This window comes from Bacillus cereus group sp. BfR-BA-01453 (genome assembly GCF_022662915.1).
In the GTDB taxonomy this organism is placed as follows: Bacteria; Bacillota; Bacilli; order Bacillales; family Bacillaceae_G; genus Bacillus_A; species Bacillus_A paranthracis.
In genome coordinates, this window is sequence record NZ_JAKUEN010000005.1 from 264,382 (window position 1) to 279,515 (window position 15,134).

The window sequence follows — 15,134 nt, forward strand, 5'->3', positions numbered from 1 at the left end:
TAACAGAGCGTCGTGCCGAACTGATTAATGTGGTTAATCGGTTCTTTTTTTATTGTATAAACCAGAGCGAAGTATATGTGAAATATTGGTTTCTATAAAAATAATTGCTATGCATTTAGTAGGATTAATTGTCGAGATTTGTTTAAAAATATGCAATATAAAGTAGGAGAATAGGAAGGAGTTTAAAGGGAGTTTCGTCGAAGTTTACACAATGTCGGCATTTGAGGGAAGCTGACATTATGTTAGAAAAACATTTAGTGAAGCGTTAATTTTATATAAGGGAGGGTTATTTGAGCGTATAGATAAGGGTTGGTCTTTGAATTAAGTTCTGAATTTTCTGTTTTTAAAATTGGTATTTAGCACTCATTTGTATATTTTATAATAGTTTTTTGATAAATTCACTGCTTTCGCAGAGGGTTCTTTTTTATGAAAGAAACGTCAATTTTCTTCATATATATATACAAATTGGAGAAATGGGGGAGCGCTATGCGCGATTACTTAATTAAACCACTTGTTGGTCAGCCGTATCCAATGATTTCACATGGAAAAGGTGTCTATTTGTATGATCAAAACGGAAATAAATATTTTGATGGCTCGTCAGGAGCAATTACGGCAGGTATTGGGCATGGCGTAAAGGAGATTGCGGACGTTATCAAAAAGCAAGCTGAGGAGATTGCTTTCGTTTATAGATCACAGTTTACGAGTGAACCAGCTGAAAAATTAGCTAAGAAACTAAGCGATTTAAGTGTAGGAGATTTGAACTGGAGCTTTTTTGTAAATAGTGGTACGGAAGCAAATGAAACAGCTATGAAAATTGCAATTCAGCATTTTCAAGAGCGAGGTATTCAAGGGAAACATAAAATATTGTCACGATGGATGAGTTATCACGGTATTACGATGGGAGCCTTATCAATGTCTGGGCATCCACTGCGTAGACAACGTTTCGTGTCAATTTTAGAAGATTATCCAACTATTCCAGCTCCATATTGTTTTAGATGTCCAGTACAAAAGGTATATCCAACTTGTCAGCTTGCTTGTGCGACTGAACTAGAAAGATCAATTGAAAGGATTGGAGCAGAACATATTGCGGCTTTTATTGCTGAACCGATTATTGGAGCAGCTGGAGGTGCAGTCGTTCCGCCGAAAGAATATTATAAAGTTATTAAAGACATTTGTAGTCATTACGATATTTTATTTATTGCTGATGAAGTAATGACTGGGCTTGGGCGTACTGGTGCATGGTTTGCGATGGAGCATTGGGGTGTAGAACCGGATATTATGACCCTTGGTAAAGGTTTAGGAGCTGGATACACACCGATGGCAGCGACGGTTGTAAGTGACCGTGTTATGGAGCCAATTTTACGAGGATCGCGTTCTGTTATGAGTGGACATACGTTAAGTGCAAATCCATTATCTGCAGCAACAGCTCTAGCTGTTATTGAATATATGGAGAAACATAATCTACCTGAAAAAACAGCGGAAAAGGGAGAGTATTTAATAAAAGGATTACAGAAAGTTCAGCAACAATCGACAATCATTGCTGATGTGCGTGGAAAAGGATTGCTGATTGGAGTAGAATTGCAACCGTTTACAAAAGCGTCGGAACTTATTTCGGTTGCAGCTAAAAATGGTCTTCTTTTATACCAAGCTGTTTCAGGGCAAGCAGGAAAAGAAGATAGCGCACTGCTTGTAGCACCGCCAATGACAACTACATATTCCGAGTTAGATGAATTACTTTCAATTTTTGCAAAAAGTGTTGAAGAAATGATGCAAAAAGGAGGGCATAGTATCGCATGACAACTATTACGAATACATTCAGTAAATTAAAAGAGATAGAGGAGGTAATTTCTTTATTCCACGATGATATGACATTAATGTTTGGGGGATTTGGGGGGATTGGCTCCCCTCCATCTTTAATACAGGCCATTTTAGAAAAAGGAGTTACAAATTTAAATTTAATTGGAAATGATACAGGATTTCCTGATGTAGGAATCGGTCGTCTCGTTACGAATGAAAGAGTAAAATCATTAATTACTTCTCATATTGGATCAAATCCCAATGCAGGAAGACAGCTAAACGAAGGAAGGTTACAAATTGAGTTTTCTCCTCAAGGAACATTAGCAGAGCGTATTCGCGCTGGTGGTGTAGGACTTGGTGGCGTATTAGTTGATGTAGGTGTTGATACGATTGTAGAAGAAGGAAAACGTACTGTTGAAATGAATGGTAAAACATATTTAGTTGAAACAGCATTAACTGCTGAGGTTGCGATTGTATATGCGAAAAAGGCGGATCCGTTCGGTAACCTTGTGTTTGATAAGAGCGCTCGTAACATGAATCCTCACGTTGCTATGGCCGGGGATATAACGATTGTAGAAGCAGAAGAAATTGTTCCACTTGGAAGTTTAGATCCAGAAGAAATTGTTGTCCCAGGAGTATTTGTAAATTATATCGTACCGTCGGAAGGAGTGAATTGGAAATGGGTATGGGCGTAGAAGTGAGAGATAAGATTGCTAGACGTGCGGCGAAAGAAATACAAAATGGCATGATTGTAAATTTAGGTATTGGTATACCATCGCTTGTACCGAATCATTTGCCTGACGATATAAACGTTATGTTTCATGCGGAAAATGGAATTGTAGGTATGGGACCTACGCCAAGCAAAGGAAATGAAGACGAAAATTTATGTAACGCAGCAGGTTTGCCAACTTCTCTTATTACAGGAGCAAGTTATTTTGATAGTTGCACAGCGTTTGGGATGATTCGAAAAGGTTTACTAGATATAACGATTCTTGGTTCATTACAAGTAAGCGAGAATGGTGATTTAGCAAACTGGATTGTTCCAGGGAAACGTGTTCCAGGTATTGGAGGAGCAATGGATTTAGCTCAAAAAGCGAAGCGGGTCGTTGTTGTGATGAATCATGTCGATAAATACGGAAATGCAAAAATTGTTTCGGAGTGTACATTACCATTAACTTCAAAAAAATGCGTAGATTTAATTATTACGGATATGGCAGTAATGGAAGTAACGCAGGGTGGACTTATTTTACAAGAATTGATGAGCCCATACACAGTGGAAGATATAAAACAACATACAGAAGCGGATTTTAAAATTGGCTCTAACTTACTAGTAATTGAATGAGGGGAGATATAATATATGGAGCAATTAAAAAAACAAGTTTGTGATTATATTGAGAGTCATGAAGAAGAAAGCGTAAAATTTTTAAAACGATTAATTCAAGAAAAGAGCGTATCTGGTGATGAAAGTGGTGCGCAGGCAATTGTGATTGAAAAATTACGTGAGCTAGGCTTAGATCTTGATATATGGGAGCCATCATTTTCTAAAATGAAAGATCATCCTTATTTTGTTTCACCGCGTACAAGTTTTTCAGATAGCCCGAACATTGTGGCAACCCTTAAAGGAAGCGGCGACGGGAAATCTATGATATTAAATGGGCATATTGATGTCGTACCAGAAGGAGATGTGAATCAGTGGGACTATCATCCTTATAGTGGTGAGAAAATAGGAAATCGTATATATGGTCGTGGAACGACAGATATGAAGGGCGGCAATGTCGCATTAATGCTTGCGATGGAAGCAATTATTGAATCTCGTATTGAATTAAAAGGAGATATTTATTTTCAAAGTGTAATAGAAGAAGAAAGCGGCGGAGCAGGAACATTAGCAACTATATTACGAGGATATAAAGCAGATGGTGTTATTATTCCGGAGCCAACAAATATGAAGTTTTTCCCGAAACAACAAGGATCCATGTGGTTTCGTCTACATGTGAAAGGGAAAGCAGCACACGGTGGGACGCGTTATGAAGGAGTAAGTGCAATTGAAAAAAGTATGTTTGTTATAGATCATTTGAGAAAGTTGGAAGAGAAGAGAAATGACCGAATTACAGATCCATTATTTAAAGGAATCCCGATCCCAATTCCAATTAATATTGGGAAAATTGAAGGCGGTAGCTGGCCAAGTTCTGTTCCTGATTCGTTAATTTTAGAAGGAAGATGCGGTATTGCGCCGAATGAGACTATAGAGGCAGCAAAAGAAGAGTTCGAGAATTGGATCGCTGAATTAAATGATGTGGACAGTTGGTTTGTTGAAAATCCTGTAGAAGTGGAATGGTTTGGAGCAAGATGGGTTCCAGGTGAACTAGAAGAAAATCATGAGTTAATTACAACGCTTGAACATAACTTTGTTGAAATCGAAGGGAACAAACCGATTATTGAAGCATCACCGTGGGGGACTGATGGAGGTTTATTTACACAAATCGCAGGTGTACCAACGATAGTATTTGGCCCAGGAGAAACGAAAGTAGCGCATTATCCAAACGAATATATAGAAGTTGATAAAATGATAGCTGCCGCGAAAATTATTGCATGTACATTACTAGATTGGTGTGAGGTGAAAAAATGAAATACTATGAATCTTTTAGAGAACAGACGAATGGCTATACAGTAGAAGGCGTTTTGGACTATTTTAATAAACGTATTCGAGTAGACCACTACACAGGAAATATTGAGAGAATCATCCAAACAATTGACGAATTAGCAGAGAAACATTCTTTCACTAAATGTATTGTTAAAGGAAAGGGAGAGCATGTTTCAACATGGCTCTCTTTCGGTTTTTTATTAGAAGCAACAATACCACATTATTTTCAAGGTCACGATGCATACTTCTTCGTGAAATTTAATAATGATGAAAGACGAAATAGTATTCATTGGGCTGAGGAAGATACCATTTTAAGCGGTGTAAAAGCAAAAGAAGTAAAGGAAAAAATAGTTCCGGAAAAATTCCTATTAAGAAAAGCGACAGAAGAGGACGCAGAAGAATTAGCAGCTGTCTTTGGAGAAGTATTTGAAGTGTATCCGACTCCTTTAAACGAAGCGAGTTATGTAAAACAAACGATGAAAGAAGACGATACAATTTACTATGTGTATGAATTCGAGGGGAAAATAATTAGTACAGCGTCTGCAGAAATGAATATAAAAGAAGGAAATGCAGAATTAACGAATTGTGCGACCTTACCCGAATATCGTAAACATGGGTTTATGAAAAGTTTATTAATTAAGTTAGAAGAAGAACTTCAAGAAAAATCGATTTTCTGTTCTTATACAATTGCTCGATCGCTTTCTTTCGGAATGAATGCAGCCTTTCATCAGTTAGGCTATACGTATACAGGAAGATTGGCGAACAATTGCTACATTTTTGATAAGCTAGAAGATATGAATATATGGGTAAAAGATTTGTCTAAATAGTACGTTATAAAAATAGAGCGGAATCGTCATGCTTATAATCGCACATAGGTATGCCGGAAATTCGGCATAGTATTTGCTGAATTTTCGGCAAGAGGGGGGATGACATTGCTAGCAGTTTCGACACAAGAAGTCATTGAGGCGATTTTGGGCAGTATTGATGAGGCTATACACGCAGTAGATGAAAATGGTATTACAATTTTCTATAATACTGTAGCTGCAAAACACGATGGATCAAAAATTGAAAAAGTGTTAGGTAAACATTTGTTAGAAGCGTTTCCTTCTTTATCTAGGGAAACAAGTACGTTGATGAAAGTATTAGATACAAAAAAGCCAATCGTTCATCAAGTGCAGCATTATCAAAACTTAAATGGGGAAGACATTTGTACAGTAAATACGACGTTACCTATTTTCATAGATGGAAATATTGCTGGAGCTGTTGAAATTGCAAAAGATTATTCCACAGTACAAAAACTTACCGATACAATAGTCGATTTGCAGTCGAAAATAAAGCGGTCATCTAGAAAAAAAGCGGTCAAAAAGGATGTTGCATTTGAGACGATCGTGACGAATGATGCTCGGTTTAAACAGACGAAAGAATTAGCACAAAAAGTAGCCCCAACTGATGCGAATGTTTTAATATATGGGGAAACAGGAACAGGGAAAGAGTTATTTGTACAAGCGATTCATGAAGCCTCTAAGCGGAAGAATAAGCCGTTTATTGCACAAAACTGTGCAGCTTTGCCAGAGTCTCTATTAGAAAGTTTATTGTTTGGAACGACAAAAGGTAGTTATACGGGGGCAATTGAACGAGCGGGATTATTTGAACTTGTAGATGGAGGGACATTGTTTTTAGATGAACTGAATTCAATGCCACTCGATTTACAAGCGAAAATGCTACGTGTATTAGAAGATGGTGTTATTCGTCGTATTGGTGATAATAAGACGAGAAAAGTAGATGTTCGCGTTATTACCGCAATGAATCAGCCGCCAGAAATATGTTTAAAAGAGAATAAAATTCGCACTGATTTATACTATCGATTAAATGTCTTTTCATTATATATTCCGCCGCTCCGTGAAAGAACGGAGGATGTATTATTGTTAGCGTCTTATTTTTTGAAAGAATATAATAAAAGTTATAAAAAAGGTGTACTTCAAATGGATAAGGAAGCGAAAGAAAGACTACAAGCTTACCAATGGCCTGGAAATGTTCGGGAGTTAAAACATACGATTGAACATGCTGTCATTATTGCAGAAGGGAATACATTAACAGCCAATTGTTTACCGCGTACATTTCGGAAAGAGAGTTTTCCAAAGAAGAAGGGCATATTGCCTCTTAGAGAAGCACTTCATCAAACGGAAAAAAAATTAATAGATCAAGCGTTAATTGAAACAGAAGGGAATATATTACAGGCTGCAAAAATGTTAGGTATCCCTCGTCAGACGCTTCAATATAAACTGAGTAAGTACGACAAAACCGCCGAATAATTGGCGGTTTTTGTGTGTTTGCACCAATAAAAGAGCGTTTACATATATAAAAAGTAATGAATATGATAGTATGTATGGATTTCATACAGTGCTTAAAAATATTTTTTTCGCTTATATAATAGGGTTATCCGTACGTTTACTTATCAATAAAGTAAAGTTGGCATAACTATTGCTTATATAAAGGATGAGCGTATAAAAAGGGGGAATAGCAATGTTACATGATGTATACAAACCAAATCGTCACTGGAAGGATATCGAATTATGGAAAGATGTTACTGAAGAGCAATGGAATGATTGGGTTTGGCAATTAACGAATACGATCAAAACGTTAGATGACTTAAAGAAAGTGATTAACTTAACACCTGATGAAGAAGAGGGCGTTAAAATTTCAACGAAAACGATCCCGTTAAATATTACACCGTACTATGCTTGGTTAATGAATCCTGATGACCCACGCTGTCCGATTCGGATGCAATCTGTACCGATCTCGGAAGAGTTATATAAAACAAAATATGATTTAGAAGACCCGCTTCATGAAGATGAAGATTCACCAGTTCCAGGGTTAACACATCGTTATCCTGACCGCGTACTATTCTTAGTAACGAATCAATGCTCTATGTATTGTCGTTACTGTACACGCCGTCGTTTTAGTGGACAAATTGGAATGGGTGTGCCGAAGAAACAATTAGATGATGCAATTGCTTACATTCGTGAAACACCACAAGTACGAGATGTATTAATCTCTGGTGGTGATGGTCTTCTTATTAATGATAAAATTTTAGAATATGTATTAAAAAATTTACGAGAGATTCCGCATGTTGAGATTATTCGTATCGGAACGAGAGCGCCGGTAGTATTCCCGCAGCGTATTACAGAAAACTTATGTAACATTATTAAAAAATATCATCCAGTATGGTTAAATACACATTTCAATACATCTATTGAAATTACTGAAGAATCGAAAAAAGCATGTGAAATGTTAGCGAATGCTGGTGTTCCAGTCGGAAACCAAGCCGTAATTTTAGCTGGTATTAATGACAGCGTTCCAATTATGAAAAAACTAATGCATGACTTAGTAAAAATCCGTGTACGTCCATATTATATTTATCAATGTGACTTATCTGAAGGTATTGGTCATTTCCGGGCACCAGTTTCTAAAGGTCTTGAAATTATTGAAGGTTTACGCGGACATACGTCTGGTTATGCAGTACCAACATTCGTTGTTGATGCACCAGGAGGAGGCGGTAAAATTGCGCTTCAACCAAACTATTTAATCTCGCAAAGTGCAGATAAAGTTGTACTTCGTAACTTTGAAGGTGTTATTACAACGTATCCAGAGCCAGAAAGCTACATTCCAGGAAGAGCAGAAGGGTACTTTAAAGAAATTTATCCAAACTACGAAGAAAAACGTTCAGATGTTGGTATCGCAGGCCTTATGAGCGATAAGAAATTTAATCTTGTTCCAGACGATTTACAGCGTATGAACCGTCGTAAAGACTATGAGGATAATGAAACGCATGCAACATTAAAAGATAAACGTGATAAGCGCGACCAATTGAAAGATAAAAAATATCAAGCACAAATGGCTAAATTAGAAGAAAACGACAAAAAAACTGAGGGTGATGCAGTATGAATTGTATGTGGTGTGACAGTACAGAAGCAAAAGAAAGCTTAAATACTGTATATTGGGAATTACCAGATGGTACGAAAGCCATTGAAATCCAAGAGACACCATGCATTTCTTGTTCCTCATGTGGTATGGACTATCAATCAGATCAAACAGTGAAAGAAATAGAAGATCAATTGTTTCTAATTTATACGAAAGACTTACCAAAACAACTAACATATGAAGAATTAATGGGAAGACCACGTCTATTAAAAAGAAATTATTTCGACTTTTAACCAGCTTTTATGCTGGTTTTTTTCTTTTTTGCCTTGTATAATGTACCCAAGCTAGAAAGGTAGGGAATATTTTTGAAAAAGACATTTTACCACTATATGATGAAGCATCGTGCAGCTTTATTTAGTAATGAAATATCGAATTTAGCAGAGGCAATGTATGATGATTTAAGTTTTCCGAAGCAATCTGAAGATTACGATGAAATTAGTTCATACTTAGAGCTAAGTGGAATGCTAGAAAGTATGTCTATATTTGATGAAGCGTGGGATTTATACATACAAGATAGATAAAAACTATATGAACTTTTTTCGACATGAAGCTAGTCTATTTGCTAGCTTTTTTTACGTTGTAAATAAATTTTCATATGATGATATTTTTTATTGAAAAAATTTATGAATATACGCTTCTGTGATAAGCGTTTTTAAGTAGGTTGCATATACTGTTATCAAAATCACGACGTCAAAAAAAGGAGAGATATAGATGGCAAGGAAAAAGCAACCTAAATATAACGTAGGGGACATAGTCGTGATTACGCTATATGGAACCGTTGGTAAAATCACAAATATGAAGGTTTTAGATGGAGTTTACGTATACGAAGTCAATAATCACGATGGATTTTACGTAGAGCAAACATTGCAGCACGTTACAGAGCAAGATATGAAAAAAGGTGAAACTGAGTGGATTGAATTAAACTATAATTTCACATTTGGTGATCTCGTGCAAGTAACAGGATACGATAAAGATGTGTTTCGAATTGTTGGTTTTCGTACAGAAGTATGGAGATATAAAAATGACGCATGGGAAGATACAATATATGAACTGTCACGAATTACGGATGGTGAATGGTTAGAAGCGGATGAGTCAGATTTAACGTTACTTGCCAATGCTCAAACGGCAAATGCAATTTTGAAGAAAATGAAACAAGATAAAGCAGGTATGAATAAATTAGATTTAGGAAAATTAAAGTCAATTAACAACTCGAAAAAAGTGAGTGTTAAGACAAATCGTCAAGAAATCATTGATGGATTACTTGATATTTATAACGATTATCAATTGTTATTTGATACATTTAAAGATGAAGAATACAAAATTGTTATGGATGTTGTTCATAATTATTTAGTTAAATTGACAGAGAAAAAATAGTTAACTAGAAAGAGAGAATGAATTGAACAACAACATATGCAGTATAAGGTATGCCTACAATTATTAAAAAAATAAAAAGCCATTTAATAAGAGAGTCTGCCCATTGATCTTCATGCATGAACTCTTCTTTTGTTTGTCCTACTTCTTGCTTTACCTCGTATTGATATTCCATAATTATAATCCCCCTTTTTGATAGCTTGTACTACCATCGTATGCACCTTGTCCAAAGGATATGACCTATAAAAAAGAAAAACTATTTTTCTAATCTCATATACATATTTTTGAGATTTTTTCATAAAACAGAAATAAAGGAGTGATGCTCATGAAGGAAATTGAAGTCGTAATTGATACGGAAGAGATTGCGGAGTTTTTTTATGAGCAACTAATTGAAAGAGGATACGTCCCAAAACGAGAAGAAATTGAAGATCTCGCAGATATTACATTCGAATATTTATTAGAGAAATGTATGATTGATGAAGTGTTTGATGAAGAGGATGAGTGAAAGTAACGACGGGCTTAACTCGTCGTTTTTTACTCTTTACAAACTTGTCACAAATGTAGCCAGCAATACTTGGTATAATTAAAAGAAAATTTTACTCAAGAGGTGAAGGGATGTTCAAAAAAATTATTGATTCTTTATTAGGAAAGAAAAAATATCGTTCGTATTCTAGTAGTGATTATCGCCATAGAGGTCGCTCTTATTCAAGTAGCGATTATAAACGACGTTCATCTGGTTATGGGCATCATCATTATAAAAGAAAACGTAAAAGCCGTAGCTTCTTTTCAAGTAGTTGATGAAATGGCGTCGTATACTAGCTTTATTTGATAGACCACTGCGAAAAAATACAATTGTTGTAGAACGTTATAAAATTGAATCAGTAATTGGAATGGGTAGTTATGGGGTTACATATGTCGTTAATGATTTACAAATAAATAGATATAAAGTCTTAAAACAATTAAGACAAAGTAAACAAAGATATGAGTCTGGTAGAAAATCATTTGAACAAGAGAAAATGATTTTACAAACATTAAATCATCATGCAATTCCTAGTTTATATGATCATTTCGTATGGGAGAAAAAAAGCTTTTTTGTGATGGAATATATGCCTGGTAAAAATTTTGAAGATTATATTTTCTTAGATGGACATGTATATACAGAACGTGAAGTTTTAAAAATTTTATATGAAATATTAGAAATTGTATCAGTGTTTCATAGTAAAGGTATTATTCACCGAGATTTACGCATTCCAAACATATTAATGAAAGAAAACCAAATTAGTATTATTGATTTTGGGTTGGCGAAATTGAAAGGTGAGGGTGATGAACGAGCTACAACGTATGAAGGTGAACAAGCTTTGATGCGAGAAGTTCACTTTCGTAGCGATTTTTATGCGCTTGGTCATTTCTCATTATTTTTATTATATGCAGGCTATGAATCTAATGAAAAATATGAAAAACCATGGTATGACGAATTAACTTTGGAAAATTACAACCGTGAAATGCTGATGCGAATGTTACAAATGAAAACGCCGTACTATGAGAATGTACGAGATTTAAAAAAAGATGTAGCTTTTGCTTTAGAAAGGATGGAGGATCCATGTTTCAAAAGTTTTTAGCAAGCGTTGGTATCGGTAATGCAAAAGTAGATACAGTTCTTGAAAAAGATGAGTATATTGTTGGTGAAGAGATATACGGAAAGGTTCATATAACTGGAGGTTCCGTTAGCCAACAAATTGAAAGCATTTACTTAACGCTATCAACATCGTATGTACGAGAAGTAGATGATAAAAAAGTAACAACAACATATGATTTAGAGCGAGTTCGTTTAACAGAACCTTTTTCTGTTGAGCCGAATGAAAAAAGAGAAATTCCATTTTCATTTAAAATGCCAGTTGAAACACCGCTTACTCTTGGAATGAAAACAGTTTGGATACACACAGGCCTTGATATTAAACGTAGTATAGATCCAAGTGATCGTGATTACATTCAAGTGTTGCCAAATGCACTATTAAATAGTGTGTTAGAGAGTGTCAATCAATTAGGCTTTAAAGCGCGTCATATTGAGTGTGAAGAATTACCGTATCGACTACGTAAGCAAGTTCCATTCGCACAAGAATTTGAGTTTGTTCCTGTTTCCGGACAGTATTATGGGAAATTAGATGAACTAGAATTGTTGATTTTGCCAAGTGCTTACGATCGCCTAGAGATTATTATGGAAGTAGACAGAAAATCTCGCGGATTAGCAGGTTTATTTGCAGAAGCACTTGATCTTGATGAGAAAGTGATTCGCTTTACAGTAACGAATGAAGATATTCCAACAATGAAAGAAACAATTAACAATTATATTTTTTAATAAACTATGCATAAAAAAGAAATGGAGAGGAAAACTAAAACAACCGCTCCATTTTTTTGCATAGTGAGGTTATGTATGTGAAACGATATCGACATTTATACTTGTTAAGTTCAACGCTACTCATTTGTTTTGTCGTATTATCACTTTCGTATCATACCGCTTGTATTGAGAAATTTGACAATATAGTCGCGCATTTTATTCAAAGTTTTCGAAACGATTATTTGACAGCCTACTTTACTTGGGTGTCTTTTATCGGTTCCAAAAGAATATATTTTCCGTTACTCATTATTCTTGTAATGTATTTTCTCGTTAGAAAAAAGTTGCTTAGTGCATTACTTCTAACAATTAATTATTATGGATCTCGTTATTTAAACAGTATGCTTAAACTATGGTACGAGCGAGCAAGACCTGATGTGTCGCAGCTTGTTACTGCAACTGGATATAGTTTTCCGAGCGGTCATACGATGAATGCTACTGCTTTTTTAGGATTTATTGCATACGTCACGATTACAGAAGAACGTATTACGTTGCATAAAAAATTGTTGATTATTTTTATAGCGAGCTTTGTTGTATTATCTATTTCAGTTAGCCGAATATATTTTGGCGTTCACTATCCATCTGACATATTAGCAGGATGGGCAGCTGGCGGTAGCTGGCTCGTTTTATGTGTTATATTTCATAAAACGTTCATTAAAAAAGAACCTATGTCATAATAGGTTCTTTTTCCATTGGTTCAACATGAATGTGCGCATGATAAATGCCAAACTTTTTCCGAAGCATTGCCTCGATGTTGTCAGTAATACAGTGACTTTCTCCAACATCCATACGAGCATCTACCTCAATTGTAATATCAACGTACGTTTGATTCCCGTACATACGAGCGCGAATATCTACGATGTTTTCCACGCCACCAATATGTTCAATCGCATCAGCGTACTCTTCCATCTTATCTGGATCGATTCCATCCGTTAACATATGAGAAGCTTCTACGAAAATCTCCCATGCAGTTTTACAAATAATAAGACCGACAATTAAAGCAGCAATAGGATCTAAAATAGGCATTTGGAACTGCGAACCGACAATACCTACTACTGTACCAATACTTACGAGAGCATCTGATAAATTATCCTTTGCAGCTGCTTCTAATGATTTACTTCTTGTTCGTGCTGCAATCTTTTTCGTATACAAATACACACAGTACATAACGACAGCAGAAAATAAAGCTACCCATGCAGCAAGTACATTAGGTGCTGCTTGTTTCGGATTTAAAAAAGATTGAATGGCACTAATAACAACTTCTAATCCGACCGTTGCCATAATAAAAGAAGCAACAAGTGATGCAATTTGTTCTGCACGCGAATGCCCATATGGATGATCTGGATCACGAGGTTTCCGAGAGATTTTTAGACCAATTAATATCGCTAAAGAAGCACCGATATCCGTTAAGTTATTTAAACCGTCAGCACGTAATGCGCTAGAGAGGGTAATATAACTGATGATGATTTTCATAGAGGATAAAAATATGTAGGCCAAAATGCTGACAATAGCACCTTTATCAGCTTCTTTATGAGAAAGAGTATCCATTTTAATCACTCACCTTTCTACAAGGAATTTCTTTCTATAAATAGAGTATCAAACGAAAGTCGTGTGGGTCTATACAAACATTGTTGACGTTTTATAGCTTTTTAAGAAGTGGATAACAAAGTTTCATGAAGGAAAAATATGTTGGAAAGTGCAAAGTTAGGGTATGCAAGCGATTTAGATCTATGTATAACCGGGGAAGGAGAAGGGAGTACAAATATGTACACTTCTGGCAGCTGATTTGGAAAAAATAAAAAAACCCTCTAGAAAATATTTTTCAGAGGGTTTTCATCTTAGTATGCTTCTAAAAACTCAGTAACTTGCTCTTCAGTTTTTGCGTTAGCACTATGTAAGTGGCCTAGCTTCTCCCCATTTTGATATACAAGTAAACTTGGAATACCCATTACTTGATACTCTTCAGCGATATTTGGGAACTCATCTTTATTAATAGAATACCATTCAAACTTATTGAACTCTTCCATCACATCTCCGATAAAGTTGTCCATACGCACGCAATCTGGACACCATGTAGTAAAGAACTTAACAACTACTGGCTCCTCGCTTGCGATGATGTCTTTGAATTCCTTGTCAGACTTGATTTCTTTCATGTTTTGTTTCTCCTTTTTCGTTTATGAATTTTGGGATAATTTAGGTGGTGTTTTTGCTTGAAAACGAAAACTTCTAACGAAATTCTAACGAGAATTTTTTTTACCGAATAATTCGCTTGCAAATTGATCCACCGCAGTCTCTTGAAGTCCTGGTACAACATGCGAGTAGGTGTCCAGTGTGATACCTACTTTTTTATGTCCTAATCGTTCACTTACGATCTTCGGATGTATACCTTGTTTCAACATTAATGTTGCATGGGTATGCCTTAAATCATGGAACCGAATATCAGGAACTCCACTTTTCTTTATAAGCTTTTTCCAGAGCTGTGTCAAACTTCTGAAATTACATGGGTTACCGTTATATGTCGGACAAACCAAATCATAGTCGTTATAGTCTTCACCATATCTCTCTTTTTCTTCATTTATTTTCAGAAGATGCTCTTGGAGAGCCAGTAAAGTGATTTCAGGCAGAACAATCAATCTCTTTCCTGAAAATGTTTTAGGTTCATGAAATTCTTTGGTGATATGAGAGAGGGAACGGTTAACCGATAGAGTTCTTCTCTCAAAATCTATATCCTTCCATTGGAGACCTAAAATTTCACCTTTACGCATTCCACACGTAATTGCAAGAAGGTAAGCAATATAATAACGGCTTTCTTTTGCGTTCTCCAAAAAAAGAAGAACTTCTTCCTCAGTCCATGTATTTACCGTTCGTGCATCGGCACCAGCAGTAGGAGGGCTGATGACATCAGCAACATTCTTTTTTATAATCTCATGACGCACGGCATATGCTAAAGCC

19 protein-coding genes are annotated in these 15,134 nt (G+C 35.8%); 15 read left to right on the top strand and 4 right to left on the bottom strand.

All coding sequences use genetic code 11. From position 1 onward, the window contains the following. The first annotated feature begins 486 nt into the window (after positions 1-486). From MR070_RS13635 to MR070_RS13680, 10 genes are all read left to right on the top strand, one after another. A complete protein-coding gene (locus MR070_RS13635) occupies positions 487-1,797 on the top strand; it encodes an aspartate aminotransferase family protein (protein ID WP_001205894.1) in 1,311 nt (436 codons plus the stop codon). After that, a complete protein-coding gene (gene atoD, locus MR070_RS13640; RefSeq protein ID WP_000208119.1) occupies positions 1,794-2,492 on the top strand; it encodes an acetate CoA-transferase subunit alpha in 699 nt (232 codons plus the stop codon). The genes MR070_RS13635 and atoD overlap by 4 nt, the downstream gene beginning before the upstream one ends. After that, complete coding sequence (locus MR070_RS13645; RefSeq protein WP_000525283.1) at positions 2,477-3,139, top strand: CoA transferase subunit B; 663 nt, start codon at positions 2,477-2,479, stop codon at positions 3,137-3,139. The genes atoD and MR070_RS13645 overlap by 16 nt, the downstream gene beginning before the upstream one ends. Positions 3,140-3,154: 15 nt before the next feature. Next, entirely contained in the window at positions 3,155-4,423 is a 1,269-nt protein-coding gene (locus tag MR070_RS13650) for a peptidase (RefSeq protein ID WP_242261476.1), read from the top strand. Further along, positions 4,420-5,265, top strand: coding sequence for a putative beta-lysine N-acetyltransferase (gene ablB, locus MR070_RS13655; RefSeq protein ID WP_000878613.1), 846 nt, complete (start codon positions 4,420-4,422; stop codon positions 5,263-5,265). The genes MR070_RS13650 and ablB overlap by 4 nt, the downstream gene beginning before the upstream one ends. A 99-nt stretch (positions 5,266-5,364) precedes the next feature. Continuing rightward, entirely contained in the window at positions 5,365-6,750 is a 1,386-nt protein-coding gene (gene rocR, locus MR070_RS13660; RefSeq protein ID WP_001997445.1) for an arginine utilization transcriptional regulator RocR, read from the top strand. 211 nt (positions 6,751-6,961) lie between these two features. After that, a complete protein-coding gene (kamA, locus tag MR070_RS13665) occupies positions 6,962-8,383 on the top strand; it encodes a lysine 2,3-aminomutase (protein ID WP_000902136.1) in 1,422 nt (473 codons plus the stop codon). Further along, positions 8,380-8,652, top strand: coding sequence for a YokU family protein (locus MR070_RS13670; protein WP_000995764.1), 273 nt, complete (start codon positions 8,380-8,382; stop codon positions 8,650-8,652). The genes kamA and MR070_RS13670 overlap by 4 nt, the downstream gene beginning before the upstream one ends. A 72-nt stretch (positions 8,653-8,724) precedes the next feature. Beyond that, entirely contained in the window at positions 8,725-8,940 is a 216-nt protein-coding gene (locus tag MR070_RS13675) for a YozE family protein (protein WP_000750724.1), read from the top strand. Between the two features lie 190 nt (positions 8,941-9,130). Then, entirely contained in the window at positions 9,131-9,793 is a 663-nt protein-coding gene (locus MR070_RS13680) for a hypothetical protein (protein ID WP_000101501.1), read from the top strand. 4 nt (positions 9,794-9,797) lie between these two features. Here MR070_RS13680 and MR070_RS13685 read toward each other — a convergent pair whose 3' ends face one another. Beyond that, a complete protein-coding gene (locus MR070_RS13685; protein ID WP_000456537.1) occupies positions 9,798-9,965 on the bottom strand; it encodes a DUF3930 family protein in 168 nt (55 codons plus the stop codon). Between the two features lie 150 nt (positions 9,966-10,115). On the opposite strand from MR070_RS13685, the gene MR070_RS13690 reads away from it, so the two are divergent. The 5 genes from MR070_RS13690 (at position 10,116) to MR070_RS13710 (ending at position 12,859) form a co-directional block, all read left to right on the top strand. Beyond that, the gene (locus tag MR070_RS13690) at positions 10,116-10,295 is read left to right on the top strand and encodes a YozD family protein (RefSeq protein WP_000658451.1); all 180 of its coding nucleotides are present in this window, start codon (positions 10,116-10,118) and stop codon (positions 10,293-10,295) included. A gap of 110 nt (positions 10,296-10,405) precedes the next feature. Then, on the top strand, positions 10,406-10,588 hold the full coding sequence (locus MR070_RS13695; RefSeq protein ID WP_000473370.1) for a hypothetical protein: 183 nt from the start codon (positions 10,406-10,408) through the stop codon (positions 10,586-10,588). After that, positions 10,588-11,409, top strand: a complete 822-nt coding sequence (locus MR070_RS13700) for a serine/threonine protein kinase (RefSeq protein ID WP_000872045.1) — start codon at positions 10,588-10,590, stop codon at positions 11,407-11,409. The genes MR070_RS13695 and MR070_RS13700 overlap by 1 nt, the downstream gene beginning before the upstream one ends. After that, positions 11,391-12,146, top strand: coding sequence for a sporulation protein (locus tag MR070_RS13705; RefSeq protein ID WP_000486607.1), 756 nt, complete (start codon positions 11,391-11,393; stop codon positions 12,144-12,146). Before MR070_RS13700 ends, MR070_RS13705 begins: the two co-directional genes overlap by 19 nt. A gap of 77 nt (positions 12,147-12,223) precedes the next feature. Next, the gene (locus MR070_RS13710) at positions 12,224-12,859 is read left to right on the top strand and encodes a phosphatase PAP2 family protein (RefSeq protein ID WP_242261477.1); all 636 of its coding nucleotides are present in this window, start codon (positions 12,224-12,226) and stop codon (positions 12,857-12,859) included. On the opposite strand, the gene MR070_RS13715 is transcribed toward MR070_RS13710, so the two are convergent. The 3 genes from MR070_RS13715 to MR070_RS13725 form a co-directional block, all read right to left on the bottom strand. After that, a complete protein-coding gene (locus MR070_RS13715; RefSeq protein ID WP_000380376.1) occupies positions 12,849-13,730 on the bottom strand; it encodes a cation diffusion facilitator family transporter in 882 nt (293 codons plus the stop codon). The genes MR070_RS13710 and MR070_RS13715 overlap by 11 nt on opposite strands. Before the next feature lie 290 nt (positions 13,731-14,020). After that, a complete protein-coding gene (locus MR070_RS13720) occupies positions 14,021-14,335 on the bottom strand; it encodes a thioredoxin family protein (protein ID WP_174100783.1) in 315 nt (104 codons plus the stop codon). A gap of 84 nt (positions 14,336-14,419) precedes the next feature. After that, the gene (locus tag MR070_RS13725; protein WP_396021590.1) at positions 14,420-15,079 is read right to left on the bottom strand and encodes a site-specific integrase; all 660 of its coding nucleotides are present in this window, start codon (positions 15,077-15,079) and stop codon (positions 14,420-14,422) included. Between the last annotated feature and the right edge of the window lie 55 nt (positions 15,080-15,134).

Bases quoted from the DNA above. Each gene is read 5' to 3' on its own strand.
- MR070_RS13635 (WP_001205894.1), top strand. From the start codon at position 487: ATGCGCGATTACTTAATTAAACCACTTGTTGGTCAGCCGTATCCAATG.
- atoD (WP_000208119.1), top strand. From the start codon at position 1,794: ATGACAACTATTACGAATACATTCAGTAAATTAAAAGAGATAGAGGAG.
- MR070_RS13645 (WP_000525283.1), top strand. From the start codon at position 2,477: ATGGGTATGGGCGTAGAAGTGAGAGATAAGATTGCTAGACGTGCGGCG.
- MR070_RS13650 (WP_242261476.1), top strand. From the start codon at position 3,155: ATGGAGCAATTAAAAAAACAAGTTTGTGATTATATTGAGAGTCATGAA.
- ablB (WP_000878613.1), top strand. From the start codon at position 4,420: ATGAAATACTATGAATCTTTTAGAGAACAGACGAATGGCTATACAGTA.
- rocR (WP_001997445.1), top strand. From the start codon at position 5,365: ATGACATTGCTAGCAGTTTCGACACAAGAAGTCATTGAGGCGATTTTG.
- kamA (WP_000902136.1), top strand. From the start codon at position 6,962: ATGTTACATGATGTATACAAACCAAATCGTCACTGGAAGGATATCGAA.
- MR070_RS13670 (WP_000995764.1), top strand. From the start codon at position 8,380: ATGAATTGTATGTGGTGTGACAGTACAGAAGCAAAAGAAAGCTTAAAT.
- MR070_RS13680 (WP_000101501.1), top strand. From the start codon at position 9,131: ATGGCAAGGAAAAAGCAACCTAAATATAACGTAGGGGACATAGTCGTG.
- MR070_RS13685 (WP_000456537.1), bottom strand. From the start codon at position 9,965: ATGGAATATCAATACGAGGTAAAGCAAGAAGTAGGACAAACAAAAGAA.
- MR070_RS13690 (WP_000658451.1), top strand. From the start codon at position 10,116: ATGAAGGAAATTGAAGTCGTAATTGATACGGAAGAGATTGCGGAGTTT.
- MR070_RS13695 (WP_000473370.1), top strand. From the start codon at position 10,406: ATGTTCAAAAAAATTATTGATTCTTTATTAGGAAAGAAAAAATATCGT.
- MR070_RS13700 (WP_000872045.1), top strand. From the start codon at position 10,588: ATGAAATGGCGTCGTATACTAGCTTTATTTGATAGACCACTGCGAAAA.
- MR070_RS13705 (WP_000486607.1), top strand. From the start codon at position 11,391: ATGTTTCAAAAGTTTTTAGCAAGCGTTGGTATCGGTAATGCAAAAGTA.
- MR070_RS13715 (WP_000380376.1), bottom strand. From the start codon at position 13,730: ATGGATACTCTTTCTCATAAAGAAGCTGATAAAGGTGCTATTGTCAGC.
- MR070_RS13720 (WP_174100783.1), bottom strand. From the start codon at position 14,335: ATGAAAGAAATCAAGTCTGACAAGGAATTCAAAGACATCATCGCAAGC.